This window comes from Nocardioides rotundus (assembly GCF_019931675.1).
GTDB classification, from domain to species: Bacteria; Actinomycetota; Actinomycetes; order Propionibacteriales; family Nocardioidaceae; genus Nocardioides; species Nocardioides rotundus.
Genome location: NZ_CP082922.1, coordinates 3092476 through 3115836 on the forward strand (window position 1 = coordinate 3092476; position 23361 = coordinate 3115836).

Sequence of the window (23361 nt, forward strand, 5' to 3'; positions counted from 1 at the left end):
GCGCCGTCGTAGCGTGGGAGTCATGACCGACCTGACCGACGACCTGGGGTACGCCGACGACTGGTCGCCGGAGCCGCGGCGGGTGGTGAGCCTGGTCCCGTCGATCACCGAGGCGCTCGCCTCGGCCCGCCGCGAGGCGCTGGTCGGGGCGACCGACTGGTGCACCCACCCCCGCGACCTCGGCGTCGCGCGGGTACGCGGCACCAAGAACCCCGACCTGGCTGCCGTCCGCGGCCTGCAGCCCGACCTGGTGGTCGCCAACAAGGAGGAGAACCGCGAGCTGGACGTACGGCGCCTCCGCGACTCCGGAACCCGGGTCTGGGTCACCGACATCGAGACCGTCCCGCAGGCGGTCGCGTCCCTGCAGCGGCTCTTCGACGACGCCCTCGGCTGGGGTACTCCGCAGTGGCTGGACAGGGCCCGCGAGCTCTGGTGCGGCACCCCTCCCCCGGTGACCCGGCGGGTGGCTGTGCCGATCTGGCGCGACCCGTGGATGATGGTGGGGCCGCGCACGTTCACCGGCGACCTGCTCCGCCGGCGGGGCTGGGCGAACGTCTTCGACGCCGGCGAGGACCGCTACCCCGGCGTCGACGTCGAGGCGATCGACGGCGCCGGCGCGGACGCCGTACTGCTGCCCGACGAGCCCTATGAGTTCACCGCCGATGACGGCCCGGAGGCGTTCACGACGCCCACCGAGCTGGTGAGCGGGCGTCTGCTGACGTGGTACGGCCCCTCCCTGGTGGAGGCCGCCGAAAGTCTGACCCGAGGCGCTTGACAACTTTTCCCCCGTAGGAGAACTCTCAAAGGCGCACATCCAGGTCCCACGGGACCGGCTCGGGGGCCTGCATGACGAACGGGGGAAGTTCATGCGCGTCATCAGCACGACCACAGTCGCCGCCCTGGCCCTGATCCCGCCGGGAGCCGCGATGCTCACCACGACCGCGACCGCGGCACCAGCGAGCTGCCTGGGCCGGCCGGCCACCATCGTCGGGACCACCGCCGACGACCAGCTCCGCGGCACCTCCGGACCGGACGTGATCGTCGGCGGCCTCGGCAACGACCGGATCGAGGGCTTCGACGGAGCCGACGTCATCTGCGGCAACGAGGGCGGCGACACGATGTTCGGCGGCGCGGGCGCCGACCGGATCGAGGGCGGGCCCGCGGGCATGAGCTACGGGAGCGACTACGTGCCCAACCGCCTGCGCGGCGGTCCCGGCGCCGACGAGCTGGACCCGGGGACCGACTCGCGCTGGGACCCGGAGACCGGCTGGGTGGTCGGGATCATCGACTACACCTACGAACCCGGGCCGGTCAGCGTCGACCTGGCGACGGGAAGCACCGACATCGGGGACAAGATCACCTACCGCCGCGCCACCCGGCTGATCGGCTCGGCGTACGCCGACACGCTCAAGGGCGGTGAGCACGACGACTACATCGTCTCCGGGCGCGGCGACGACTACGTCTCCGGGCGCGCAGGCGACGACCGGCTGCAGCCGGAGCTCACCCGGCAGCGGGCCGGTGACCGGGACCGGGTCTACGGCGGCGGCGGGAACGACCACCTCTGGTCCCAGCACGGCCGCGACACCTTCGTCGGCGGGGACGGGGACGATCAGCTGCTCACGGTCTTCCCGGCCTCCCTCGACGGCGGCGCCGGGGCCGACGACCTCTCCCTGGACGTGCCGCGCCGGACCAGCACCGCCGAGATCCGCTGCGGCGAGGGCAGCGACCGCACCGGCATCTACGGCGTCACGCCCGCCACGGCCTCTCCGCGCTGGCTGATGAGCATCGACGTGCCCGCGGAGCGGTTCAGGTACGGCCCCTTCGGCACCGGACGGATCAGCGGGTGCGAGACCTACGACTTCGTGGCCGTCAACGCCCGCTACCGCTTCGTCGGCTCCGATGTCGCGGAGTCGGTATGGGCGGACGACCCCTACGAGGGCTGGGCCGGAGGCCCGTTGGTCGCCACCACCGGCGGCGGCGACGACTTCGTGCGCGGCGCCCGCTCGGGCAACGACCGGATCGACCTCGGGGCCGGCACGGACCGGGTGAACGCCCGGCGATCGTCGACCTGCTTCGCCTGGGAGCGCGGCTACTGCGGCGGGGAGAGCCGGCCCTGAGGCCACGGACGAAGGAGAAGGACATGCGCACCACCACCATCGCGGCACTCTCGGTGCTCGCACTCGCGCCCGTCAGCCTCACCGTGCTGACCACCACGACCGCCGCGGCGGCCGCACCCACCTGCTACGGCCAGCCGGCCACGATCGTCGGCACGGACGGACCGGACCGCCTCGTCGGCACTCCGCGTGCCGACGTCATCGTGGGTCTCGCCGGGAACGACCGGATCGAGGGCATGGACGGCAACGACCGGCTGTGCGGCAACGACGGCGGCGACGTCGTGTACGGCGGCGCCGGTGACGACCGGATGGGCGGCGGACGCGCCGCCATGAGCTCCAACGACCCGCCCCAGGTGATGACCCCGAACCGCCTCCGCGGCGGCCCGGGCGACGACATCATGGACCCGGGACTCGACGTACGCGCCAATGAGGAGAGCGGTGGGCACGAGACGGTCGCGATCGTCGACTACTCCTCCTCGTCGCACGCCGTCAAGGTCGACCTGGCCACCGGTGTCGTCGACAACGGGGACCGGATCGTGGCACGCCCCTACCTCCGGCTGCTCGGCACGGACAGCGACGACACCCTGTTGGGCAGTTCCCACCCGGAGGGCCTGGAGGGCGGCCGGGGGAACGACCTGCTGGCCGGGCGGGCCGGGAACGACGACCTGCAGGCCGAGGAGTCCCAGCAGACGGCGACCGACAACGACCGGCTCTATGGAGGCGGCGGGAACGACCTCCTGGTGTCGCAGCGACCGAAGGACGTGGTGGTCGGCGGCGACGGCGACGACACCCTGGGCACCAGCGCCCCGGGCCGGGTCGACGGCGGGCCCGGTGGCGACGTGATGTCGATGGAGTTGCCCAACTCTGCCGCCGTCGGGGACGTCCTGTGCGGTGCCGGTGGCGACGACATCGAGCTCTTCGCCTTCGCGCCGGACGTCTCACCGCGGTGGCTGCTCGGCGTGGACGCCCCGGCCGAGAGGCTGACCTACGGCCCGCGGGTCTCGGGACGCATCTCCGACTGCGAGCACTACAGCCTGGTCGGGGTCGACGCGCGCTACCGGTTCGAGGGCACCGGGGTGGCCGAGACCATCTACGCCAACGACCGCTACGAGGGCTGGCCCGGAGGTCCGCTGGTGGCCAGCCTGCGGGGCGGGGACGACGTCGTCTTCGGCTCCCGGGCCGGCAACGACAGGATCGACCTCGGCGCCGGCAACGACCGGGTCAACTCGCGCCGTTCGTCGGTCTGCTTCAACTGGGAGCGCGGCTATTGCGGCGGAGAGAGCCGGCCCTGACGGGCGGGCCGGACGGAAGGGGATCCAGATGCGTACCCGGACCACCGCCGCACTCGCCGTACTCGCGCTCGCGCCGGTCGGCCTCACCGTGCTCACCACCACGACCGCCTCGGCGGCCACGCCCACCTGCTACGGCCAGCCCGCGACGATCGTCGGGACGACCGGCCACGACCGCCTCCCGGGCACGTCGGGCCCGGACGTGATCGCCGGGCTGGGCGGCAACGACCGGATCGAGGGTCTCGCGGGGGACGACCTGCTCTGCGGCGGCGACGGTGCCGACGTGCTGTACGGCGGCGCCGGGGACGACCGGATCGCCGGCGGCCGGGCGCGGTTGCGCTACCCCGGGAGGTCCTTCGCCTACTTCGTCGCCAACCGGCTGCGCGGCGGCCCCGGCGCGGACCTGTTGGACCCGGGGCTGGACACCCGCAGCGTGAACCGGCTGTCGATCCCGACCGTCGGGGTGCTGGACTACTCGCGGTCGTCCACCGGGGTGGGGCTCGACATCGCGGCGGGGACGACCGATGTCGGCGATCGCGTGGTGCCCCGGCCCTCTGTCCGGGTCCTCGGCTCCGACTTCGACGACACCCTGCGCGGCAGCTCCTCCTGGGAGCGGCTCGACGGCGGTCTGGGCGACGACGTACTCGTCGGGCGTGGCGGCCGCGACCTGCTGAAGCTCGACCCGTGGAACGATCCGCCGGCCGACCGGGACGAGGGCCACGGCGGACCGGGACCCGACGAGATCGAGAGCAACGCGGGGCCCGACCTGCTCTCCGGCGGCGCCGGGCGCGACCTGGTGGGCGTGATGGAGGGGAACATCTCCCCTGTCATCGTCCGCGGTGGCTCGGGGATGGACCGGATCGGGATCCAGCTACCCGAGGAGGCCGGCCCGACCGAGGTCAGCTGCGGTGGCGACGCGGGCGACGTGCTCAGCGTGGCCGGCAGGGCCCCGAACACGGACGCCGCGCCCTGGCTGGTCGACCTCGACGTGTCGAAGGGGCGGATCGCGCTCGGGCCGCTCGTCTCCGGGCCGCTCAGCGGCTGTCAGACGTTCTATCTCACGGTCAGGAACGCGCGGCTGCGGTTCGTGGGCTCCGACGCGGCCGAGGACGTGCGGGCCGACACTCCCGAGAGCTCGCTGCGGGCCTGGACCCGCGGCGGCCCGGACCGGGTGTTCTCCCCGAGCGACGACGCCTTCGCCGACACCGGCGCCGGCGACGACTGGGTCCACCTCACCGACGCCGCGAGGTGCCTGAACTGGGAGACCGGCAGCTGCGGAGGGGTCGACAAGCCGTGAGGTCCTAGGACGTCCAGATTTCGGCTAGCCTGGGCGGATGAGCGACCGCGACCCGATCCGGGAGGCCCGGCAGCAGTGGGTCGACCACGGGTGGGGCGAGGCCGCCGACGGGATGGCCATGGTGACCTCGCTGGTCCGGGCCCACCAGCTGCTGATGGAGCGGGTCGAGGGTGCCCTGCGCCCGCACGGCCTCACCTTCGCCCGCTACGAGGTGCTGCGCCTGCTGTCCTTCACCCGCTCCGGGCGGATGCCCATGACCCGGCTCGGCTCCCTGCTCCAAGTGCACCCCACCAGCGTCACCAGCGCCGTGGAGCGCCTGGTCAAGCAGGGGTACGTCGAGCGGTTGCGCCGCGACGACGACCGCCGGGTGATCCTCGCGGCCATCACCCGCGAGGGCCGCGACGTGGTCGAGGCGGCCACCGCGTCGCTGAACGCGCAGGTCTTCACCGCGCCCGGCGTCTCCCGGGACGACGTACTCGGTCTCACCGAGCTCCTCGGCCGCCTCCGCTCCGCCTCCGGCGACACCGTCATCACCACCCCCTGACGCCGACCGGGCACGTGCTGCACGCATATCCCGCCGACCGGGCACTTTCGACCACCGAACGGGGCCACCCCGCGATTACTTCCGAGTACGCCGGAGCTCGGCTATCCTCGAATTACTAGGACGTCCAACTATCTATCGAGGAGTCCCGGCCATGGCCGACCAGACCGACCTGCACGTCCCGCGGCACCCCGTCCGCCTCGTCACCGCGTCCAGCCTCTTCGACGGCCACGACGCGTCGATCAACATCATGCGGCGGATCTTCCAGTCCCAGGGGTGCGAGGTCGTCCACCTGGGCCACAACCGGTCGGTGCAGGAGGTCGTGGACGCCGCGCTGGAGGAGGACGTCCAGGGCGTCGCGGTCTCCTCCTACCAGGGCGGCCACATCGAGTACTTCGAGTACCTCGTGGAGTCGCTGCGCGCCCAGGGCGCCGACCACGTCAAGGTCGTCGGCGGTGGCGGCGGCGTGATCGTGCCCAAGGAGGTCACCCGGCTGCGCGAGTCCGGCGTGACCATCTTCTCCCCCGAGGACGGGCAGAGGATGGGGCTGGTCGGGATGATCAACTCCGTGGTCGCCGACTGCGACTTCGACCTGTGGGACACCAAGCCGGTCACCGCCGAGCAGGTGCTCTCCGGCGACCGGTTCGCCGTCGCCCGCGCGATCACCGGGGCCGAGGAGGGCCGGCTGGACGAGGCGATGCGCGCGGAGATCGCGGCCGCCGCGGGCCGCCGTACCGTCCCCGTCCTCGGCATCACCGGCACCGGCGGCTCCGGCAAGTCCTCCCTCACCGACGAGTTGGTACGGCGCTTCCGCGTGGACCAGCAGGACAAGCTGCGGGTCGCCGTGCTCGCCGTCGACCCGACCCGGCGCAAGGGCGGCGGGGCGCTGCTCGGCGACCGGATCCGCGCCAACAGCCTGGACGGGGACCGGGTGTTCTTCCGCAGCCTGGCCACCCGCGGCGCGCACGAGGTGCCCGAGCACCTGCCGACCGTGGTCGAGGTGCTCAAGGCGGCGGGCTTCGACCTGGTGATCGTCGAGACCCCGGGCATCGGGCAGGGCGACGCCGGCATCGTGCCGCTGGTCGACCACTCGATGTATGTCATGACGCCGGAGTTCGGCGCCGCCTCCCAGCTGGAGAAGATCGACATGCTCGACTTCGCCGACACGGTGGCGATCAACAAGTTCGAGCGCCGCGGCGCCGAGGACGCGCTGCGCGACGTGGGCCGGCAGCTGGTGCGCAACCGCGAGGCCTTCGGCAAGCGCCCCGAGGACATGCCGGTCTACGGCACCAGCGCCGCCACCTTCAACGACGACGGCGTCACCGCGCTCTACCAGCACCTGCGCGGCGAGCTGGGCGAGGCCGGGCTCCCGCTGGTCGAGGGCACCCTCCCCCACGTCGACGTCCGGCACTCCTCCGGGATCCGCCAGGTCGTCCCGACCGACCGGGTGCGCTACCTCTCCGAGATCACCGAGACAGTGCGGGGCTACCACGCCGAGACCGAGCGGCTGGCCGAGGCGGCGCGGAACCTGCAGCGGGCGCAGTGGGTGGCCGACCAGCTGGTCTCGACAAGCTCGACCGACGAACCAGGCGGCTCGACCGACGAACCAGGCGGCTCGACCGACGAACCAGGCGGCTCGACCGACGGGCACGGCGGCTCGACCGACGACGAGGTGGTCTCGACAAGCTCGACCGACGATGGGGTGCAGCAGCTGGTGGAGCGGCTGGCCAAGGAGGTCCCGGCCGAGGTGACCGACCAGATCGCGGCCTGGCCCGCGGTGGTGGAGTCCTACTCCGGCGACGAGCACACGTTCTCCGTGCGCGGCCGGGAGGTGCGGGTCCCGCTGACCCGCGAGACCCTCTCCGGCAACCGCGTCCCGCGGGTCGCGCTCCCCCGCTTCACCGACCACGGCGAGCTGGTCTCGTTCTGGCGTCGGGAGAACCTCCCCGGCGCCTACCCGTTCACCGCGGGGGTGTTCCCGTTCAAGCGCGACGGCGAGGACCCGGCCCGGATGTTCGCCGGCGAGGGCGACCCGTTCCGCACCAACCGCCGCTTCAAGTACCTCTCCCGCGGCAGCGAGGCCACCCGGCTCTCCACCGCGTTCGACTCGGTCACGCTCTACGGCCGCGACCCCGACGAGCGCCCCGACGTCTACGGCAAGGTCGGCACCTCCGGCGTGAGCGTGGCGACCCTGGACGACATGAAGGCGCTCTACGACGGCTTCGATCTGGTCGACCCGACGACCAGCGTGTCGATGACGATCAACGGCCCTGCGCCCACGGTGCTGGCGTTCTTCCTCAACACCGCGATCGACCAGCAGATCGACGCCTTCCGGGAGAAGGAGGGCCGCGAGCCGAACGACGACGAGCGCGCCCAGCTGGCGGCGTACGCCCTGGCGAACGTCCGCGGCACCGTGCAGGCCGACATCCTCAAGGAGGATCAGGGGCAGAACACCTGCCTGTTCTCCACCGAGTTCTCGCTGCGGATGATGGCCGACATCCAGGAGTGGTTCATCGAGAACGGCGTGCGCAACTTCTACTCCGTCTCGATCTCCGGCTACCACATCGCCGAGGCCGGGGCGAACCCGATCAGCCAGCTGGCGTTCACCCTGGCCAACGGCTTCACCTACGTCGAGGCCTACCTCGCGCGCGGCATGGACATCGACGACTTCGCGCCGAACCTGTCCTTCTTCTTCTCCAACGGGATGGACCCGGAGTACTCCGTCCTCGGGCGGGTCGCGCGCCGCATCTGGGCGATCGCGATGAAGGAGAGGTACGGCGCCGGCGAGCGCTCGCAGAAGCTGAAGTACCACGTCCAGACCTCGGGCCGCTCCCTGCACGCCCAGGAGATGGACTTCAACGACATCCGCACCACGCTGCAGGCGCTGATCGCGATCTACGACAACGCCAACAGCCTGCACACCAACGCCTACGACGAGGCGGTGACCACCCCGACCGAGGAGTCGGTGCGTCGCGCCCTGGCGATCCAGCTGATCATCAACCGGGAGTGGGGCCTGGCGATGAACGAGAACCCGCTCCAGGGGTCGTTCATCATCGACGAGCTCACCGACCTGGTCGAGGAGGCCGTGCTCACCGAGTTCGACCGGATCAACGAGCGCGGCGGCGTGCTCGGCGCGATGGAGACCGGCTACCAGCGCGGGCGGATCCAGGACGAGTCGATGCTCTACGAGCACCGCAAGCACGACGGGTCGCTGCCGATCATCGGGGTGAACACCTTCGTCAAGGAGTCCGCGGGAGATGCGCAGCCGACCGAGATCGAGCTGGCCCGCGCGACCGAGGAGGAGAAGGCCTCCCAGCTGACCCGGGTGCACGACTTCCAGTCCGCGCACGCCGCCGAGGCCACCGAGGCGCTGGCCCGGCTCAAGGACGCCGCGGTCTCCGGCGAGAACGTGTTCGCGGTCCTCATGGACGCCGCCCGGGTGTGCTCGCTGCAGCAGGTGACCGAGGCGTTCTTCGAGGTCGGCGGTCAATACCGCCGCAACGTGTGAGCGGCGGGGGCGGCGGCGCGCCGCCGGTCGCCGGAGGCGAACCAGTACGCCGCCAACCCGCCGCCGACGGCCCCGAAGAGGTGCCCCTGCCAGGAGACGCCCGCCTGGCCGGGGAGGGCGCCCCACAGCAGGCCGCCGTACACGACGAGGACGAACAGGCCGAGGGCGATCTGGCCCGGGCGGCGGCTGAAGAGGCCCCGCACGATCAGGTACACCAGCCACCCGAAGACCAGGCCGGACGCGCCGATGTGGATGGTGCCGGGGCCGCCGGTGAGCCAGGTGCCCAGCCCGGCGACCGCCCACACCACGGCGGTCACCAGCAGCCACCGCCGGATCCCGGAGAGCAGGAGCAGGAAGCCGAGCACGAGCAGCGGCACGCTGTTGGCGACCAGATGCGCCCAGCCCCCGTGCAGCAGCGGCGCGAACAGGATGCCGCTCAGGCCGTCGGGGTCCATCGGCTCGATGCCCTCGGCGTCCAGGCGGTTGCCGAGGAGCGTGTCGAGTCCCTCGACCAGCCAGAGGACGCCCACGAACGTGACGCTGCCGACCAGCGCCGCGGTCGCGCTCAGGCCCTCGCGCCGCGCCCGCGGAGGCGCCGAAACGGGCCACTCGCCGGGACGCTGGGTCATGCACCGAGCCTAGCCACCACGGCCGAGGCGCACCGGGGCGAGCAGTCGCTAGGGTCGCGGCCATGACTGCACGCCGTACCCTCCCCACCCCGGAGGCGACCGACCTGATCAAGCTGGTCCGCGAGCTCGCCACGAACGAGCTGCTGCCCCGCGCCGCCGACGACGAGCGCACGGAGACCTTCCCGCGCGACGTCTTCACCCTGCTCGGCCGGACCGGCCTGCTGGGCCTGCCCTACCCCGAGGAGTACGGCGGGGGCGGGCAGCCCTACGAGGTCTATCTCCAGGTGCTGGAGGAGATCGGCGCGGTGTGGGCGTCGGTGGGCGTCGGGGTCTCGGTGCACGCGCTCTCCTGCTTCGGGCTCGCCGAGTTCGGCAGCGAGGAGCAGCGCGAGCGGTGGCTCCCCGACATGCTCGGCGGGGAGCTCCTCGGCGCCTACTGCCTGTCGGAGGCGCACGCCGGCTCCGACCCCGCCGCGATGCGCGCCACGGCGAAGCGGGACGGCGACGACTACGTCCTGCGCGGCGCCAAGGCGTGGACGACCCACGGCGGGCACGCGGACTTCTACAAGGTGATGGCCCGGACCTCCGACGACCGGGGCGGCATCTCCTGCTTCCTGGTCCCCGCTGACGCCGAGGGGCTCTCGGCCGACGCCCCGGAGAAGAAGATGGGGCTGACCGGCTCGGCCACCGCGACGATGCGCCTCGACGACGTGCGGGTACCGGCCGAGCGACGGCTCGGCGCGGAGGGCGACGGGCTCCGGATCGCCCTCGCCGGCCTGGACTCCGGCCGCCTCGGCATCGCCGCCGTCGCGACCGGGCTGGCCCAGGGGGCGCTCGACCACGCGGTGGCCTACGCCAAGGAGCGCGAGACCTTCGGCACCCCGATCATCGACCACCAGGGCCTGGCGTTCGTGCTGGCCGACATGGAGGCCGCGGTCCAGGTCGCGCGGGCGACGTACCTCCACGCCGCCCGGCTCAAGGACGCCGGGCTGCCGTTCTCCCGCGAGGCGTCGATCGCGAAGCTGACCGCGACCGACAACGCGATGAAGGTGACCACCGACGCCGTGCAGGTCTTCGGCGGCTACGGCTACACCCGCGACTTCCCGGTCGAGCGCTTCATGCGGGAGGCGAAGGTGATGCAGATCTTCGAGGGCACCAACCAGATCCAGCGGATGGTGATCTCCCGGGGGCTGGGCAAGGACAACACCGGCGAGATCCGCACCCTGCCCACCCGCTGAGCGGCGACCATGACGGGGACGGACGGGACGCGCCGCCGGGCCGAGGCGTGGCTGATGGCCAACGGGCTCCCGCTGGTGGTGCGCCCGGTCTCGCGGGCCCGCGACCTGCTGGCCCGCTGCACGCCCTTCCTGGTGTTCGCCCTCCCGATCGTGCTGGCCTCGCTGTGGGTCGTCGCGACCATCCCGGAGGCCGAGCTGGAGCGACCGAGCAGCCGACTCGACGCCACGTCCTGGGCGGCGGTCGGAGTGCTGGTCGCCTCCCCCGTCGTCGGCGTGCTGCTGGCGTCGGTCGCCGGTCTCACCCTGCTACGGCTCTCGCCACGTCACCGGACCACGGTCGGCGCGGTGGTCGCCCTCGCCTGGGTGGCGCTCCCCGGCCTGGTGACCGGGCAGTGGCTGGCCGAAGCGGCACAGCAGCTGGTGGGCCTGGGGGTCGTGCTGGCGGCGGGGTACGCCGGCATCGGCGCGCTCGCCGTCTGGGCGGTACGGCGCACCTGGCGCGAGCTGGCCACGATCGTGCCGATGGTGGTGCGGGTGCTGCCCATCTTGATGCTCACCGTGCTGTTCCTCTTCTTCAACGCCGAGGTCTGGCAGATCGCCTCCCGGATCGACCCGGTGCGCGTCGCCGCGGTCGCGGGCGTGCTGATGCTGCTCTCGGCCAGCGTGGTGGTCAGCACCGGGCTCGACGAGCTTCGGGACCTGCCGCTGCGGGCGCTGGCGGCCACCTCCTCCGACCCGCTCGCACGCACGCCGTACTCCGGGCGCGGCGACGTCGACCCCGCGACCGCCCGGCGGCTCAACCCGGCCGAGCGGCTCAACTTCGCCCTGCTGCCGATGGCCAGCCAGGGCATCCAGGTGCTGATCTTCGGTGCGCTGATGACCCTGTTCTTCCTGGCGTTCGGCGAGCTGGCGATCGCCGACAGCGTCGAGACCCTGTGGACCGCGCGGGTGCCGCAGCCGGTGGTCCTCGGGCTCACCGCGACCCTGATCAAGGTGGCCGTCGTGCTCGGCGCGTTCTGCGGGCTCTCCTTCGCCGCGTCCTCCAGCGCCGACGCGGCCTATCGGGACACCTTCCTCGAGCCGATCCTCACCGACGCCCAGCGCGGCCTGTGGGTGCGGGCCGCCTACCGCCGGGAGCCCTGACGTCCGGGCGCCGGGACGCGACATACCTGGGGACGTACTGTGCCGCCGATCCGCGACCTAGCGTCGAGAGCATGAGCAAGAAGATCGCATTCCTGACGGCATCCGAGGGCATCGAGGCCGTCGAGTTGACCGAGCCCTGGAAGGCGGTGACCGACGCGGGGCACACCGCCGAGCTCCTCTCGCCGCAGTCCGGCGAGGTGCAGCTCTTCGACCACCTGGACAAGGGCGAGACCCGTCCCGTGGACAAGGAGGTGTCGAAGGCGTCGGTCGACGAGTACGACGCCCTCGTGCTCCCCGGCGGCGTCGCCAACCCCGACGCGCTGCGGACCGACAGTGACGCGGTGGCCTTCGTGCGCGACTTCGTCGCCTCGGGCAAGCCCGTCGCGTCGATCTGCCACGCCCCGTGGACTCTCGTCGAGGCCGATGTGGTCAAGGGCAAGCGGCTCGCGTCCTGGCCCAGCCTGCAGACCGACATCCGCAACGCCGGCGGCACCTGGGTCGACGAGGAGGTCGTCACCGACGGCAACCTCATCTCCAGCCGCAACCCCGACGACCTGCCGGCCTTCAACCAGGCGATCCTGGACGCGCTCGGCGAGCAGTAGTCCGCCCGCTCGGACCCACCTGTGGGAGACCGGCGCCGGCTCGGGGGGAGCCGGTGCTGTTGGGGGGTGCCGGTGCGGCGGGGGCGGCCCCGGGCGAGGAGCCTGAACCCATGCAGGCTCCGCGAACGAATGTTGTGCAGGCTCGCCAACAGGCCCGGGGCCGCTCCCCCGCCGCACCGCCCAGTCGTGAGCCGGCCGGGTCAGCTCGGGCCGGAGGATGAGCAGGGAGAGCAGCGGGAGCGCGGCCAGCACCGCGAGGCTGCCGGGGATCCCGACCAGCTCGCCGATCCCGGCGACCACGGCGGACCCGACGGAGCCGCCGACGAGGAACAGCAGCGTCGCCACCCCGAGCGCCACGCCGCGGGCGTCGGAGTGCACCGCGTCGCCGACGCTGGCCGACAGGGCCGGGTGACCCACGCCGAAGGCCAGCGTGGTGAGCATGACCGCCACCACGACCGACAGCGGCTGTTCGCGCCAGGTGCCGAACGCCGCGACCAGCAGCGCCACCGAGCAGACCAGCGCGGCCAGCCCGAGGGAGCGGGCGCCGCCGTACCTCGCGAGCACCCACGCCGAGATCCGCGGCACCGCCAGCGCGAGCACCGCGGCGGGCACCAGCAGCAGGCCGACCTGCCAGGGCTGCCAGTCGGCGGCCACGAGGACGGCGGGGACGCCGATGAGCAGCGCGAACCAGGACGCGGGTACGGCGGCGGCCGCGACCGCGGACCGGACGACCGTCCCGTTGCGCACCACCTCGATCGGCAGGAAGCCGTGCGGGCGGGCCCGCACCCGCGCCGCGACGAGCGGCGTGCCCAGGACCACGAGCGCGGAGCCGATCGCGGCGACCACGGCACCGGAGGTGGGCGACTGCACCAGCAGCACCAGCCCGGCGGAGGTGAGCGCCACGAGCACGGCGCCGAGGATGTCCAGCCGGGCACCGCTGCCCTCGCCCACCAGGGCGCGCCAGACGAAGGGCAGCACGACGACGCCGAGCACCGGCAGCGCCATCACGACCCGCCACCCGAGGTAGTGCTCGACCAGGCCCCCGACCAGCGGCCCCAGGCACGCCAGGCAAGCGGACATCCCGGCGAGCCGGCCGAGGGCCAGGCCGCGCACGTCGCCGTCGTACCTCGCGCTCAGCGCGGCCACCCCGAGCGTGGGCACCGCGGCCGCGCCGGCACCCTGCAGCAGCCGGGCGAGCAGCAGCACCTCGAAGCTCGGCGCGAACGCCGCGCCCAGCGCTCCGGCGGTCATCAGGGAGACGCCGACCAGCAGCGGCCAGCGCACGCCGACCAGGTCCGAGACCCGGCCGTAGACCGCGGTGGTGACCGCGAGCATCAGGGCGTAGAGGCTGATCGTCCACGCGGCCACGCCCACGGACACATCGAAGTCGGGGCCCATGAGGGGCAGGGCGATCGCGGCCGAGCTGGAGCCCATGCCGGTGAGGCCGAAGAGCACGCCGAGGAGGAGCGAGACCCGGCGGGCCTCGCGCTGCGCGGCGCTCACTGACGGATGAAGCCTTCCTTCACCAGCCAATCGTAGGCGACCTCGGCGGGCTCCTTGCCCTCGACGTCCACCTGGGCGTTCAGGTCCAGCAGCACCTCGTTGGTGAGCTTCTCGGTCACCGGCGCGATGATCTCCGCCACCGACGGCTCCTGGTCGGCCAGCTCCTTGCTGATCACCAGGGAGACGTTGTAGAGCGGGAAGTACTTCTTGTCGTCCTCCAGCACCACCAGGTCCAGGGCGAGGATCCGGCCGTCGGTGGTGAAGACCTCGCCGAAGACGCAGTCGCCCTTGGCGGTGGCGTTGTAGATCGCGCCGGTCTGGTAGGTCTTGATGTTGTCGTCGGGCACGCCCTGCGGGTCGCCCAGAGGGATGCCGTAGGTCTTGAGCATCCCGGGCAGGCCGTCAGAGCGGCTGGCGAACTCGGACTCGATGCAGAAGGTCCGCTCGTCGACGGGCACCTTCTTGATGTCCGACAGGGTCTTCAGGCCGTACTTCCTCGCGCTCTCCTGGGTGACCGCGAAGCCGTAGGTGTTGTTCATCGGGGCGGGCGGCAGCCAGAGCAGGTCGTAGCGCTTGAGGTCCTCGTCGCGGACCGCCTCGTACTGCCTCTGCTCGTCCGGGATCGGCTTGTCGTGGCCGAGGTAGGAGATCCAGCCGGTGCCGGTGTACTCCCACATGGCGTTGATCTGGCCCTCGATCTCGGCCTGCCGGGCGGCGTTCGAGCCGGGGATGTTGGTCAGGTCGGCGACGTCGGCCCCGGCGGCGCGGAACAGGATGATCGCCATCTTGCCCAGGATGATGTTCTCGTTGAAGTTCTTCGAGCCGACGCTGATCGAGGCGCCGTCCAGGCTGCCGGAGTACTCCCGCAGCGGGCCGGCGAGCTTGCCGGAGGGGACGTAGCCGCCGGCGGTGCCGAGGCCGCAGCCGGCCAGCATGAGGGCGGCGATCAGGCCGGCGATGCACCCCACGACGCGTGTGCGGATCGTCATGTCAGATCCCCCTCGGCCGGAGCGCGATCTCCAGGAGGCGCCCGACCCACTCGATGGTGAGGGCGAGGACGGCGATCAGCAGCGCGGCGCTCACCATCACCGAGAAGCGGAACAGGGTGATGCCGGTGTTGAGCATGACGCCCAGCCCGCCGCCGGCGATGAGGAAGGCCAGCGACGCGGTGCCGCAGACCAGCACCAGCGCGGTGCGCACACCGGACATGATCACCGGCATCGCGAGGGGCAGCTCGACCCGCATCAACGCGCCGAAGGAGCTCATGCCCATCCCCCGCGCGGCCTCGACCAGGGTCGGGTCGACGCCCTGCAGGCCGGTGATGGTGTTGCGCAGCACCGGCAGCAGGCCGTAGAGGGTGAGCGCGATGATCGCCGTCCAGAAGCCGCCACCCAGCCACAGGAAGAACAGCGCGATCAGGCCGATCGACGGGGCGGCCTGGCCGGCGTTGGCGATGCCGACCACGATCGGGGCGAACCGCTTGAGCTTCCCCCGGGTGAGCATGATGCCCAGCGGGATCGCCAGCAGCACCACCAGGAGCGAGGCGACCGCGGTCAGCTCGATGTGCTGCCAGGTGAGCTTGCGGACCTGCGACCACGCGAGCGCGTTGGCCTCGGCGGTGTCGAGTGTCGCGGTCTGCCGCCACCAGACCCAGCCGCCCAGCACCAGGGCGACCACGATCGGCGGGACGACCAGCATGAGCAGCCGCTCGCGACGGTACTGCCGGTCGAGCTCGCTCTCCTCGGCGGCGCCGCCGCTCACCTCCAGCGGCTCGTCGACGGGGTCCTGGGCGCGGTCGGCCGCTGGGCGCTCCTGCAGCGTGCTCATCCCGGCTCCCCCGCAGGCGTGGCGCCGTCGTTCGCGGCGGCGTTGCGCTCGGCCTCTGCGCCGGCCTCGCGCAGGTGCCCGGTGACGGTGTCGAAGTCGAGCAGGCCGAGGTAGCGGCCGCGGTCCCCGGTCACGATGACCGCGCTGTGCGTGGAGGTCAGCATCGCGTCGAGCGCGTCGTTGAGGGTGGCCCGGTGGTCGAGCTCGACCAGGTTCTCCCTAGTGCTCGCCGGGAGCGAGCCGGACTGCCGCAGCTGCCGCAGCCAGGGCCAGGCGATCGGCCGCTCCTGCGCGTCGAGCACCACCACCGAGTCGTCCCCGGCGCCCTCGGCCCGCGCGACCACGTCGGGTACGGCGTCCCCGGTGCGACAGACCGTGATCTGCCGCAGGTCCAGGTCGGAGATGCGGGTGAGGGAGAGCTGCTTGAGCGACGTACCGGCTCCGACGAAGTCCTCGACGAACTCGTTGGCCGGCGCGGCCAGGATCGCGTCGGGGGTGTCGTACTGCGCGATCTGCGCCCCCTCCTGCAGGATCAGGATCCGGTCGCCGAGCTTGATCGCCTCGTCGATGTCGTGCGTGACGCACACGATGGTCTTGCCGAGCTCGCGCTGGATGCTGAGCAGCTCGTCCTGCAGCCGCACCCGGGTGATCGGGTCCACGGCGCCGAACGGCTCGTCCATCAGGACGACCGGCGGGTCGGCGGCCAGGCCGCGGGCGACGCCCACGCGCTGCTGCTGCCCACCGGAGAGCTCGCGCGGGTAGCGCCGGGCGTATCGGCTGGGGTCCAGGCCGACCATGTCGAGCAGCTCCTGCACCCGGTCGCGGGTGCGCTGGGGGCTCCAGCCGAGCATCTTGGGCACCATGGCGATGTTCTTCTCCACCGTCATGTGCGGGAACAGGCTGCCGCCCTGGATCACGTAGCCGATGTGGCGGCGCAGCTCGTCGACGCTCTTGTCCCGCACGCTCTCGCCGCCGATGGTGATCGTCCCCGACGTGGGCTCGATCAGCCGGTTGATCATCTTCAGCGAGGTGGTCTTGCCGCAGCCCGAGGGGCCGATGAACATGACGATCTCGCCGGCGGGCACGGTCAGGCTCAGGTCGTTGACGGCCGGGATCCGCTGGCCGGGGTACTTCTTGGTGATGTCCTCCAGCCGGATCTCGGCGCCGCTGAGCGACCCGGAGGTCTGCTGGGTCTCGCTGGTGCTGGTCATCAGGCGCGGATTCCCTTCGAGATGGTCAGCCGGCCGAGGAGCAGGAGCAGGCCGTCGACGACGAGCGCGATCAGCAGGACGCCGATCGTGCCCACGAGCGTGTAGTTGAGGGCGTTCGCGCCGCCGGTGGTGGCCACGCCGGTGTAGATGTACTTGCCCAGGCCCGGGCCGAGCACGAGGGCGGCGATGGCGGCGATGCCCATGGACATCTGCATCGAGATCCGGATGCCGGCGTGGATCACCGGCCAGGCCAGCGGCAGGCGCACCTTGGTCAGCAGCTGGAGGCGGGACATGCCCATCCCCCGGCCGGACTCCAGCAGCGTCTTGTCCACCCCGGCCAGCCCGACGATCGCGTTCCGCAGGATCGGGAGCACGGCGTAGAAGGTGATCGCGACCACCGCCGTGGTGGTGCCGAGCGCGGTGAACGGCAGCAGCAGGCCGATCAGGGCCAGCGACGGGAGGGTCAGGCCCACCGCGGACAGGATGTTCGCCACGGACTCCAAGGCGCCGGACGCGGAGACGAGCACCGCGATCACGACGGCGATCACCGTGGCAAGCAGGACGCACTGCACCACGAGGCTGAAGTGCATGAACGCGTCGTAGGCGATCGGGCCTCGGCGCTCGGAGATGAAGTCCCACATGGTCTTCCACCCAAGCAGGTTTCCTGAGACACTTCACCCTTCGACTGGCCAGGGCGTGTCATCGGCGCCACCAGCGGCCCAGGAGCGTGCCGTCCTCCTCGAGCAGCGAGTGCAGTCGCAGAGGTACGTCGACCGCGGGCCCCTCGAGCACCCGGAGCCCTTCCCCGGCCACCAGCAGCGGCACCGTCGTCAGGCACAGCTCGTCGACCTGCCCGGCGCGCACCAGGTCGGCGGCGAGCGACGGCCCGCCCTCGCAGAGGATGTCGCCGAAGCCGCGCTCCTGCAGGGCCTCGCGCAGCGCGACCAGGTCCGGTCCGCGCTCCCCCAGCACCAGCACCCGGTCGTCCAGCTGGTCACGCAGCTCCCCCAGGTGCGGGTTGTCGGCGCCGGTGGCGACGTACACCTGCGAGACGTCGCCCTCCTGCAACGTCGGCGGCAGGCCGCTCTGCCGGGTCACCACCACGAAGGGCTTCGGGTTGGGCCGGTATCCCTCCGCGCGCACGGTGCCCGCGCCGACCACGATCACGTCCGCGAGCCGCCGCAGCGCCGCGAAGACGCGGTGGTCGGCCTCGTTGTTGATCGACTTCGACAGCCCGTCGGGGCCCTGGATCGAGCCGTCGACCGTGGCGACGAAGTTGAGCCGGAGCCACGGTGTGCGGGGCGCGGCGTACGCCGCCGCGAGCGCGTCGTCGTCGAGGTCGGACAGGCGGGTGAGTGACGTCACCGGGTCATCCTGCCCGATCGCTACCTAGACTCGCGGAGGTGATCTCCCTGCCTGATCTCGCCTCCCTCCATGCCGAGCACGCCGACTCCTGGGCGCATCCGGTCGACCCGGTGCGCGTCGGCGACGTCGTCATCGGCGACGGCCGACCGACCCTGATGGGGTGCGTGAACCTCTCCCAGGACTCCTACTACCGCACCTCGATCGCGGTCGACGCCGAGGACGCGGTGCGGATGGCGCGGGTGCAGGCGGCCGAGGGGGCCGCGATCATCGACCTGGGGGCCGAGGCCAGCGACGCCGCCGCCGCGCGGGTGAGCCCGGAGGACCAGGCGCAGCAGCTGGTGCCGGTGGTCAAGGCGCTCGCCCGCGAGGCCGTCGTGAGCGTGGAGACCTACGAGCCGTCGGTGGTGCGGGCGTGCCTGTCCGCCGGGGCGCAGGTGCTCAACCTCACCGGGCGGCAGCACGAGGAGGAGATGCTCGACCTCGCCGCCGAGCACGATGCGGCCGTCGTCCTGTGCTTCGGGGAGCGGGCGAACGTGCGCGAGGAGGGCGCCGTCCCCCTCGACGGCGACCCCTTCCCGGTGTTGCTGGACCACTTCTCCCGCCGTCTGGACGATGCGCGCTCGCGCGGGGTGACCAAGATCGTGATCGACCCGGGGATCGGGTTCCACTACCGCAACCTGCTCGATCCGATGACCCGCGCCGGCTTCCAGATGCGGGTGCTCAGCCAGGCCTTCCGGCTCCGCCCCCTCGGCGTGCCCGTGCTCAACGTGCTGCCCAACACCCACGACCTCTTCGGCGACCAGTACCGCCTCGCCGAGGGCTTCTACGGCACCTTCGCCGCCCTCGGCGGCTCCCACCTGCTCCGGGTCCACGAGGTCGCCCACCTCCGCGTCGTCCTCACCGCCCTCCAGCGCCTCTCCCTCCGCTAACGCCCCTCCCCCCAGCTCCCCTCTCCCCACAACAACTCACCCCCCATATGCCGAGTCGGCGCTTGTCGACCCCGAGTCGGCGCTACTTCACCCCGAGTCGGCGCTTGTCGACCCCGAGTACGGCGACCCTGGGGTGGCGGCGCAGAGTCACCGGTCCACCGGGGCATACGTCATCAGGACGACGCCGCCGGCGAGCGGCTCGACACCGTCCACCCGCCAGGAGCGCGGCGCCGGACAGCGGAGCCGATCAACGGCATGCCGCCGCCCAGTGTGATCGGGTTGACCTTGACCTGGATCTCGTCGATCTCGTCCAGCAGCTGAGCGGCCACGTCGCCCCCGCCGCAGAGCCAGATGTCCCCTCCCGCTTCACCCTTGAGACAGGAGACCTCAGCGCCCAGATCGCCCGAGATGACCTCAACGGTGGGGTCCTCGGGAAGGTCCCGGTGGGTCACCACCAGCTGACGCAGGTGCGGGTAGGCGCTGGTGAGACCGGCTCGCAAGGCGGGCTCATGCGTACGGCGGCCCAGGATCACCGTGTCGAAGCGGCGGGGCGATCCGGTCACACCCAAGGTCTCGCGCAGGTGCTGGGGACAGGTCTCGGGGTAGCGGGCGAACAGGTCGTCCAGGGTCTCCTGACACACCGGGAAGACCGAGGTGTCTCCGCTCGAGTCGGCGATGTAGCCGTCGATGCTGGCGGCGATGTAGTAGACGAGCTTCCTCACGACACTCCAATCACAACAGATGTTGTGGACACTCAATCACAACATCCGTGCTGGTTGCCATAGGGTCGGGTCATGGTCGCCAACCCCGCACGCCGTACGCAGCTCGCCCATGCGGCGATCACCGTCCTGGGGACGGAGGGTCCGCGGGCGCTGACCCACCGGGCCGTGGACCGGCAGGCCGGGCTCCCCCTGGGCACGTGCGCGAACTACTTCCCCACCCGCGCCGAGCTGCTGCTGGCCATGGCGCACGAGGTCTTCCAGCTCCTGGCCCCTGATCCGGACCGGCTCGAGCAGCTCGCCGACCTCCCGGTCGAGGACGCGGCAGCCGGCTACGCGACCTACGTCACCGAGCGGCTCCTCGAGCACCCCCACGTGGCGACGGCCCTGATCGAGTTGCGCCTGGAGGCCGCCCGATCCGAGGACGTACGCGCGGTGCTGGCGCCCGTCCTGCAGCAGGGCTTCGAAGCGGATGTCGCCTTCCACCAGGAGCGCGGCCTGCCCGGCGGTCGCGACCAGGTGCTGTTGATGCACCACGTGGTGAACGGCGCCGTACTCGACGCCCTCACCATCCCCCTGCACCCCGAGTCGCCGGCCGGCGACGTCGTCGCCCAGGCCGCGCGCAGGCTCACGGCGTGAGGCGCGCTACACGTCGGTGATCCGCACCCCGGCGTGCGCCTTGTATCGCCGGTTGATCGCGATCAGGTTCGCGGTGAGCGCCTCGACCTGGTGCGCGTTGCGCAACCGGCCGGCGTACCAACCCCGCACTCCCGGGATCGCGCCGGCGAGCGCGCGGATCAGGTCGACCGCGTCGCGGTCCTCGCCGAGGACGAGTACGTCGGTGTCGACGGAGGCCACGTCGTCGTCCTCCAGCAGCACCGCTGAGACGTTGTGGAAGGCGCCGATCACCGTCGATTCGGGGAGTACGGCGGCGGCCTGCTGGGCGGCCGAGCCCTCCTCAACGACGAGCGGATAGGGGCCCTGCTTGTCGAAGCCGAGCGGGTTCACGCAGTCCACGACCACCTTGCCGACGAGCTGCGGCGCGAGCGCGGCGAGCAGCTCCCTGTGGCCGTCCCAGGGGACGGCGACCACGACGATGTCGCCCTGGTCGGCGGCCTTCGCGTTGTCGGCGCCGGAGACGGTCCCGCCGGTCGCCTCGGCTAGGTCGGTCGCGGTCTGGGCGGCGCGCTCGGCGGAGCGCGAGCCGATCACGACCGGGATCCCGGCCCGGGCCCAGCGCCGGGCCAGCCCCCGTCCCTGCGGCCCGGTCCCACCGAGCACCGCGACGATCTTGCCCTCGAGCGCCTCATCCATGGGGGTGACCCTAGTCGGGGCGACGGGCGCCGGCTCCGCGGGGATAGGCGCCGACTCGGGGTGAACAAGCGCCGACTCGACGTCAACTGGCGCCGACTCGGCGTCAACTAGCGCCGACTCGACGTGAACTAGCGCCGACTCGGGGTGAACAAGCGCCGACTCGGCGGGTCAGCGGGGGAGGTTGGGGAGGTCGGCGGCGACGAGGTGGGCGACCAGCTCCTCGAAGCCGATGGTCGGCGCCCAGCCCAGGACCTGCCGCGCACGTGAGGCATCGCCGACCTGCTCGACCGGGTCAGCGGGGCGGACCAGGTCCGGGTCGGTCCGGACGTACGACGACCAGTCGGTCACCCCCGCCCGCGCGAACGCCGCCTCCACGAACTCCCGCACCGAGCGCGCCTCGCCGGTCGCGACCACGAAGTCCCCCGGCTCCGCGGCCCGGGCCATCCGCACCATGGCGTCCACGTGGTCCGGCGCCCACCCCCAGTCGCGCCGGGCGTCGGTGTTGCCGAGCACCAGCTCCGCCTGCTCCCCCCGCGCGATCGCCGCGACGGCACGGGTGATCTTGCGCGACACGAACGAGGGCGGGCGGCGCGGCGACTCGTGGCTGAAGAGGATCGCCGAGCCGGCGAACAGCCCGCGATCGCGCCACGCGGCGACCGCGCGGTGGGCGGCCGCCTTGGCCTCGCCGTACGGGTTGACCGGCGCCACGGCCGTCTCCTCCGACTGCGGCGCCTCCCCCGGCGCGCCGAAGATCTCCGCGCTCGAGGCCTGCACGAACGCCACCGGCGCGCGGTCGGCGAGCTCCGCCACAGCGGCCAGGAGCCCCTCGACCGCGCGCCCGTTGACCTGCGCCACCAGCTCCGGCTCGGCCCACGACCGCGCGACCGACGAGACCGCCGCGAGGTTGTAGACCTCCCGCGGCGCCAGGTCGAGCAGCAGCCGGCGCATCGCGTCGGCGTCCCGCACATCGCCCTCGTGCACCACGACGCCCCGAGGCAGGTACGGCGACCCCGCGGACCCGGGGCGCACCAGCCCGTGGACCGCGAGCCCGTCGGCGAGCAGCCGCTCGGCGAGGTAGGACCCGTCCTGACCGGCGACCCCGGTGACGAGCGCGACGTCGGTCACCAGCCCGCCTTCACGGCCTCGATGTCGGCCAGCACCATCATCGAGACCAGCTCCTCGAAGGAGATGGTCGGCGTCCAGCCGAGGACCTCGCGGGCACGGCCGGCGTCGCCGACCAGCTCGTCGACCTCCGCGGGCCGCATGAAGGCGGGGTCCTGGCGCACATAGGGCTCCCAGTCGGCGATGCCGACGCAGCCGAAGGCGACGTCGAGGAAGTCCCGGATCGAGTGGGTGCGCCCGGTGGCGACCACATAGTCGCCCGGCTCGGGCTGCTGCAGCATCCGCCACATCGCGTCGACGTAGTCGCCGGCGAAGCCCCAGTCGCGCCGCGCGTCGAGGTTGCCGAGCACGAGCTCGTCGGCGAGCCCGAGCGAGATCCGCGCGACCGCCTGGCTGATCTTGCGGGTGACGAACTCCGGCCCGCGCCGCGGCGACTCGTGGTTGAAGAGGATCCCCGACGAGGCGTGCATGCCGTAGGACTCGCGGTAGTTGATGGTCATGTGGTGCCCGTAGGCCTTCGCCACGCCGTACGGCGAGCGCGGCCACAGCAGCGTCCCCTCCGACTGCGGCACCTCCTGCACCTTGCCGAACATCTCCGAGGAGCTCGCCTGGTAGAAGCGCACCGCCGCCGGGTCGTCGCCGGCGTGCAGCCGCACCGCCTCGAGGATGTTGAGCACGCCGAACGCGGTGACGTCGCTGGTGACGAACGCGTTCTCCCAGGAGTAGGCGACGAACGAGACGGCACCGAGGTTGTAGACCTCGTCCGGCTCGGCGTCGCGCAGCGCGCGCATCAGGCTGGAGAGGTCGGTGAGATCGCCGTTGTGCAAGCGCACCTCGGGCACCAGCCGCTCGACCAGCTCGCGGCGCGGGTTGTTCTGGCCGCGGATCACGCCGTGGACGTCGTACCCCTTCGCGACCAGATGCTCGGCGAGGTAGAGGCCGTCCTGACCGGTGATGCCGGTGATGAGCGCGCTGGGCATGGCGCACAGTGTCGCAGCAGCCCCGCCCGT

The 23361-nt window shown here is 72.2% G+C and carries 21 protein-coding genes and 1 pseudogene; 11 read left to right on the forward strand and 11 right to left on the reverse strand.

The genetic code is table 11. The features are described 5' to 3' along the window. The first annotated feature begins 22 nt into the window (after positions 1–22). The 6 genes from K8W59_RS15275 (at position 23) to K8W59_RS15305 (ending at position 8749) form a co-directional block, all read left to right on the forward strand. The gene (locus tag K8W59_RS15275) at positions 23–775 is read left to right on the forward strand and encodes a helical backbone metal receptor (RefSeq protein WP_223395435.1); all 753 of its coding nucleotides are present in this window, start codon (positions 23–25) and stop codon (positions 773–775) included. Between the two features lie 91 nt (positions 776–866). Further along, positions 867–2117: a calcium-binding protein gene (locus K8W59_RS15280; RefSeq protein WP_223395437.1), complete on the forward strand. Its 1251-nt coding sequence runs from the start codon at positions 867–869 to the stop codon at positions 2115–2117. Positions 2118–2140: 23 nt separating this feature from the next. Beyond that, positions 2141–3406 (forward strand): calcium-binding protein, encoded by a 1266-nt coding sequence (locus K8W59_RS15290; RefSeq protein ID WP_317846279.1) that lies wholly within the window; start codon positions 2141–2143, stop codon positions 3404–3406. A 28-nt stretch (positions 3407–3434) separates the two neighbouring features. Next, positions 3435–4700, forward strand: coding sequence for a calcium-binding protein (locus K8W59_RS15295; RefSeq protein ID WP_223395439.1), 1266 nt, complete (start codon positions 3435–3437; stop codon positions 4698–4700). A 37-nt stretch (positions 4701–4737) separates the two neighbouring features. Further along, the gene (locus K8W59_RS15300; RefSeq protein ID WP_223395448.1) at positions 4738–5244 is read left to right on the forward strand and encodes a MarR family winged helix-turn-helix transcriptional regulator; all 507 of its coding nucleotides are present in this window, start codon (positions 4738–4740) and stop codon (positions 5242–5244) included. Positions 5245–5395: 151 nt separating this feature from the next. Then, positions 5396–8749 carry a methylmalonyl-CoA mutase family protein gene (locus K8W59_RS15305; protein ID WP_223395457.1) on the forward strand — a complete coding sequence of 1118 codons (3354 nt, stop codon included), beginning with the start codon at positions 5396–5398 and terminating at the stop codon, positions 8747–8749. Here K8W59_RS15305 and K8W59_RS15310 read toward each other — a convergent pair. Next, positions 8728–9378 (reverse strand): rhomboid family intramembrane serine protease, encoded by a 651-nt coding sequence (locus tag K8W59_RS15310; RefSeq protein WP_223395459.1) that lies wholly within the window; start codon positions 9376–9378, stop codon positions 8728–8730. The two genes, K8W59_RS15305 and K8W59_RS15310, sit on opposite strands and share 22 nt — an antisense overlap. Positions 9379–9440: 62 nt before the next feature. Here K8W59_RS15310 and K8W59_RS15315 point away from each other — a divergent pair, with 62 nt between their 5' ends. The 3 genes from K8W59_RS15315 (at position 9441) to K8W59_RS15325 (ending at position 12361) form a co-directional block, all read left to right on the forward strand. After that, complete coding sequence (locus tag K8W59_RS15315) at positions 9441–10616, forward strand: acyl-CoA dehydrogenase family protein (RefSeq protein ID WP_223395468.1); 1176 nt, start codon at positions 9441–9443, stop codon at positions 10614–10616. A gap of 9 nt (positions 10617–10625) precedes the next feature. Next, complete coding sequence (locus K8W59_RS15320) at positions 10626–11759, forward strand: hypothetical protein (RefSeq protein WP_223395470.1); 1134 nt, start codon at positions 10626–10628, stop codon at positions 11757–11759. Positions 11760–11830: 71 nt separating this feature from the next. Further along, positions 11831–12361 (forward strand): type 1 glutamine amidotransferase domain-containing protein, encoded by a 531-nt coding sequence (locus tag K8W59_RS15325; RefSeq protein WP_223399860.1) that lies wholly within the window; start codon positions 11831–11833, stop codon positions 12359–12361. 318 nt (positions 12362–12679) lie between these two features. Here K8W59_RS15325 and K8W59_RS15330 read toward each other — a convergent pair. The 6 genes and pseudogenes from K8W59_RS15330 to K8W59_RS15355 form a co-directional block, all read right to left on the reverse strand. After that, positions 12680–13864 (reverse strand): annotated as a pseudogene (locus K8W59_RS15330) (MFS transporter); the annotation flags it as partial. Continuing rightward, positions 13861–14853, reverse strand: a complete 993-nt coding sequence (locus K8W59_RS15335) for a glycine betaine ABC transporter substrate-binding protein (RefSeq protein WP_223395471.1) — start codon at positions 14851–14853, stop codon at positions 13861–13863. The gene K8W59_RS15335 and the pseudogene K8W59_RS15330, both read right to left, overlap by 4 nt. A 1-nt stretch (position 14854) precedes the next feature. Then, entirely contained in the window at positions 14855–15691 is an 837-nt protein-coding gene (locus K8W59_RS15340; RefSeq protein ID WP_223395473.1) for an ABC transporter permease, read from the reverse strand. Further along, positions 15688–16902 (reverse strand): ABC transporter ATP-binding protein, encoded by a 1215-nt coding sequence (locus tag K8W59_RS15345; RefSeq protein ID WP_223395476.1) that lies wholly within the window; start codon positions 16900–16902, stop codon positions 15688–15690. The genes K8W59_RS15340 and K8W59_RS15345 overlap by 4 nt, the downstream gene beginning before the upstream one ends. Beyond that, positions 16902–17543: an ABC transporter permease gene (locus tag K8W59_RS15350; protein ID WP_223395478.1), complete on the reverse strand. Its 642-nt coding sequence runs from the start codon at positions 17541–17543 to the stop codon at positions 16902–16904. The genes K8W59_RS15345 and K8W59_RS15350 overlap by 1 nt, the downstream gene beginning before the upstream one ends. 58 nt (positions 17544–17601) lie before the next feature. Further along, positions 17602–18267, reverse strand: a complete 666-nt coding sequence (locus K8W59_RS15355) for a dihydrofolate reductase family protein (protein ID WP_223395480.1) — start codon at positions 18265–18267, stop codon at positions 17602–17604. 38 nt (positions 18268–18305) lie between these two features. On the opposite strand from K8W59_RS15355, the gene K8W59_RS15360 reads away from it, so the two are divergent. Then, the gene (locus K8W59_RS15360; RefSeq protein WP_223395489.1) at positions 18306–19196 is read left to right on the forward strand and encodes a dihydropteroate synthase; all 891 of its coding nucleotides are present in this window, start codon (positions 18306–18308) and stop codon (positions 19194–19196) included. Positions 19197–19369: 173 nt separating this feature from the next. Here the strand turns inward: K8W59_RS15360 and K8W59_RS15365 are convergent, their stop codons facing one another. After that, positions 19370–19918, reverse strand: coding sequence for a dihydrofolate reductase family protein (locus K8W59_RS15365; protein ID WP_223395491.1), 549 nt, complete (start codon positions 19916–19918; stop codon positions 19370–19372). Between the two features lie 72 nt (positions 19919–19990). Between K8W59_RS15365 and K8W59_RS15370 the strand changes: the two genes are divergently transcribed. Next, positions 19991–20554, forward strand: a complete 564-nt coding sequence (locus K8W59_RS15370) for a TetR/AcrR family transcriptional regulator (RefSeq protein ID WP_223395493.1) — start codon at positions 19991–19993, stop codon at positions 20552–20554. Between the two features lie 6 nt (positions 20555–20560). Here K8W59_RS15370 and npdG read toward each other — a convergent pair whose 3' ends face one another. The 3 genes from npdG to K8W59_RS15385 all read right to left on the reverse strand — a co-directional run bounded on the left by npdG (position 20561) and on the right by K8W59_RS15385 (position 23331). Further along, a complete protein-coding gene (npdG, locus tag K8W59_RS15375; RefSeq protein WP_223395495.1) occupies positions 20561–21229 on the reverse strand; it encodes an NADPH-dependent F420 reductase in 669 nt (222 codons plus the stop codon). A gap of 168 nt (positions 21230–21397) precedes the next feature. Further along, entirely contained in the window at positions 21398–22354 is a 957-nt protein-coding gene (locus K8W59_RS15380; protein WP_223395497.1) for a GDP-mannose 4,6-dehydratase, read from the reverse strand. Then, on the reverse strand, positions 22351–23331 hold the full coding sequence (locus tag K8W59_RS15385; RefSeq protein ID WP_223395499.1) for a GDP-mannose 4,6-dehydratase: 981 nt from the start codon (positions 23329–23331) through the stop codon (positions 22351–22353). The genes K8W59_RS15380 and K8W59_RS15385 overlap by 4 nt, the downstream gene beginning before the upstream one ends. Positions 23332–23361: the final 30 nt, after the last annotated feature.

What these genes read in the sequence shown, in the direction of transcription:
- K8W59_RS15300 (WP_223395448.1), top strand. Translation starts at nt 4,738, where the DNA reads ATGAGCGACCGCGACCCGATCCGGGAGGCCCGGCAGCAGTGGGTCGAC.
- K8W59_RS15275 (WP_223395435.1), top strand. Translation starts at nt 23, where the DNA reads ATGACCGACCTGACCGACGACCTGGGGTACGCCGACGACTGGTCGCCG.
- K8W59_RS15280 (WP_223395437.1), top strand. Translation starts at nt 867, where the DNA reads ATGCGCGTCATCAGCACGACCACAGTCGCCGCCCTGGCCCTGATCCCG.
- K8W59_RS15295 (WP_223395439.1), top strand. Translation starts at nt 3,435, where the DNA reads ATGCGTACCCGGACCACCGCCGCACTCGCCGTACTCGCGCTCGCGCCG.
- K8W59_RS15385 (WP_223395499.1), bottom strand. Translation starts at nt 23,331, where the DNA reads ATGCCCAGCGCGCTCATCACCGGCATCACCGGTCAGGACGGCCTCTAC.
- K8W59_RS15320 (WP_223395470.1), top strand. Translation starts at nt 10,626, where the DNA reads ATGACGGGGACGGACGGGACGCGCCGCCGGGCCGAGGCGTGGCTGATG.
- K8W59_RS15335 (WP_223395471.1), bottom strand. Translation starts at nt 14,853, where the DNA reads ATGACGATCCGCACACGCGTCGTGGGGTGCATCGCCGGCCTGATCGCC.
- K8W59_RS15315 (WP_223395468.1), top strand. Translation starts at nt 9,441, where the DNA reads ATGACTGCACGCCGTACCCTCCCCACCCCGGAGGCGACCGACCTGATC.
- K8W59_RS15290 (WP_317846279.1), top strand. Translation starts at nt 2,141, where the DNA reads ATGCGCACCACCACCATCGCGGCACTCTCGGTGCTCGCACTCGCGCCC.
- K8W59_RS15310 (WP_223395459.1), bottom strand. Translation starts at nt 9,378, where the DNA reads ATGACCCAGCGTCCCGGCGAGTGGCCCGTTTCGGCGCCTCCGCGGGCG.
- K8W59_RS15370 (WP_223395493.1), top strand. Translation starts at nt 19,991, where the DNA reads ATGGTCGCCAACCCCGCACGCCGTACGCAGCTCGCCCATGCGGCGATC.
- K8W59_RS15350 (WP_223395478.1), bottom strand. Translation starts at nt 17,543, where the DNA reads ATGTGGGACTTCATCTCCGAGCGCCGAGGCCCGATCGCCTACGACGCG.
- K8W59_RS15340 (WP_223395473.1), bottom strand. Translation starts at nt 15,691, where the DNA reads ATGAGCACGCTGCAGGAGCGCCCAGCGGCCGACCGCGCCCAGGACCCC.
- npdG (WP_223395495.1), bottom strand. Translation starts at nt 21,229, where the DNA reads ATGGATGAGGCGCTCGAGGGCAAGATCGTCGCGGTGCTCGGTGGGACC.
- K8W59_RS15325 (WP_223399860.1), top strand. Translation starts at nt 11,831, where the DNA reads ATGAGCAAGAAGATCGCATTCCTGACGGCATCCGAGGGCATCGAGGCC.
- K8W59_RS15305 (WP_223395457.1), top strand. Translation starts at nt 5,396, where the DNA reads ATGGCCGACCAGACCGACCTGCACGTCCCGCGGCACCCCGTCCGCCTC.
- K8W59_RS15345 (WP_223395476.1), bottom strand. Translation starts at nt 16,902, where the DNA reads ATGACCAGCACCAGCGAGACCCAGCAGACCTCCGGGTCGCTCAGCGGC.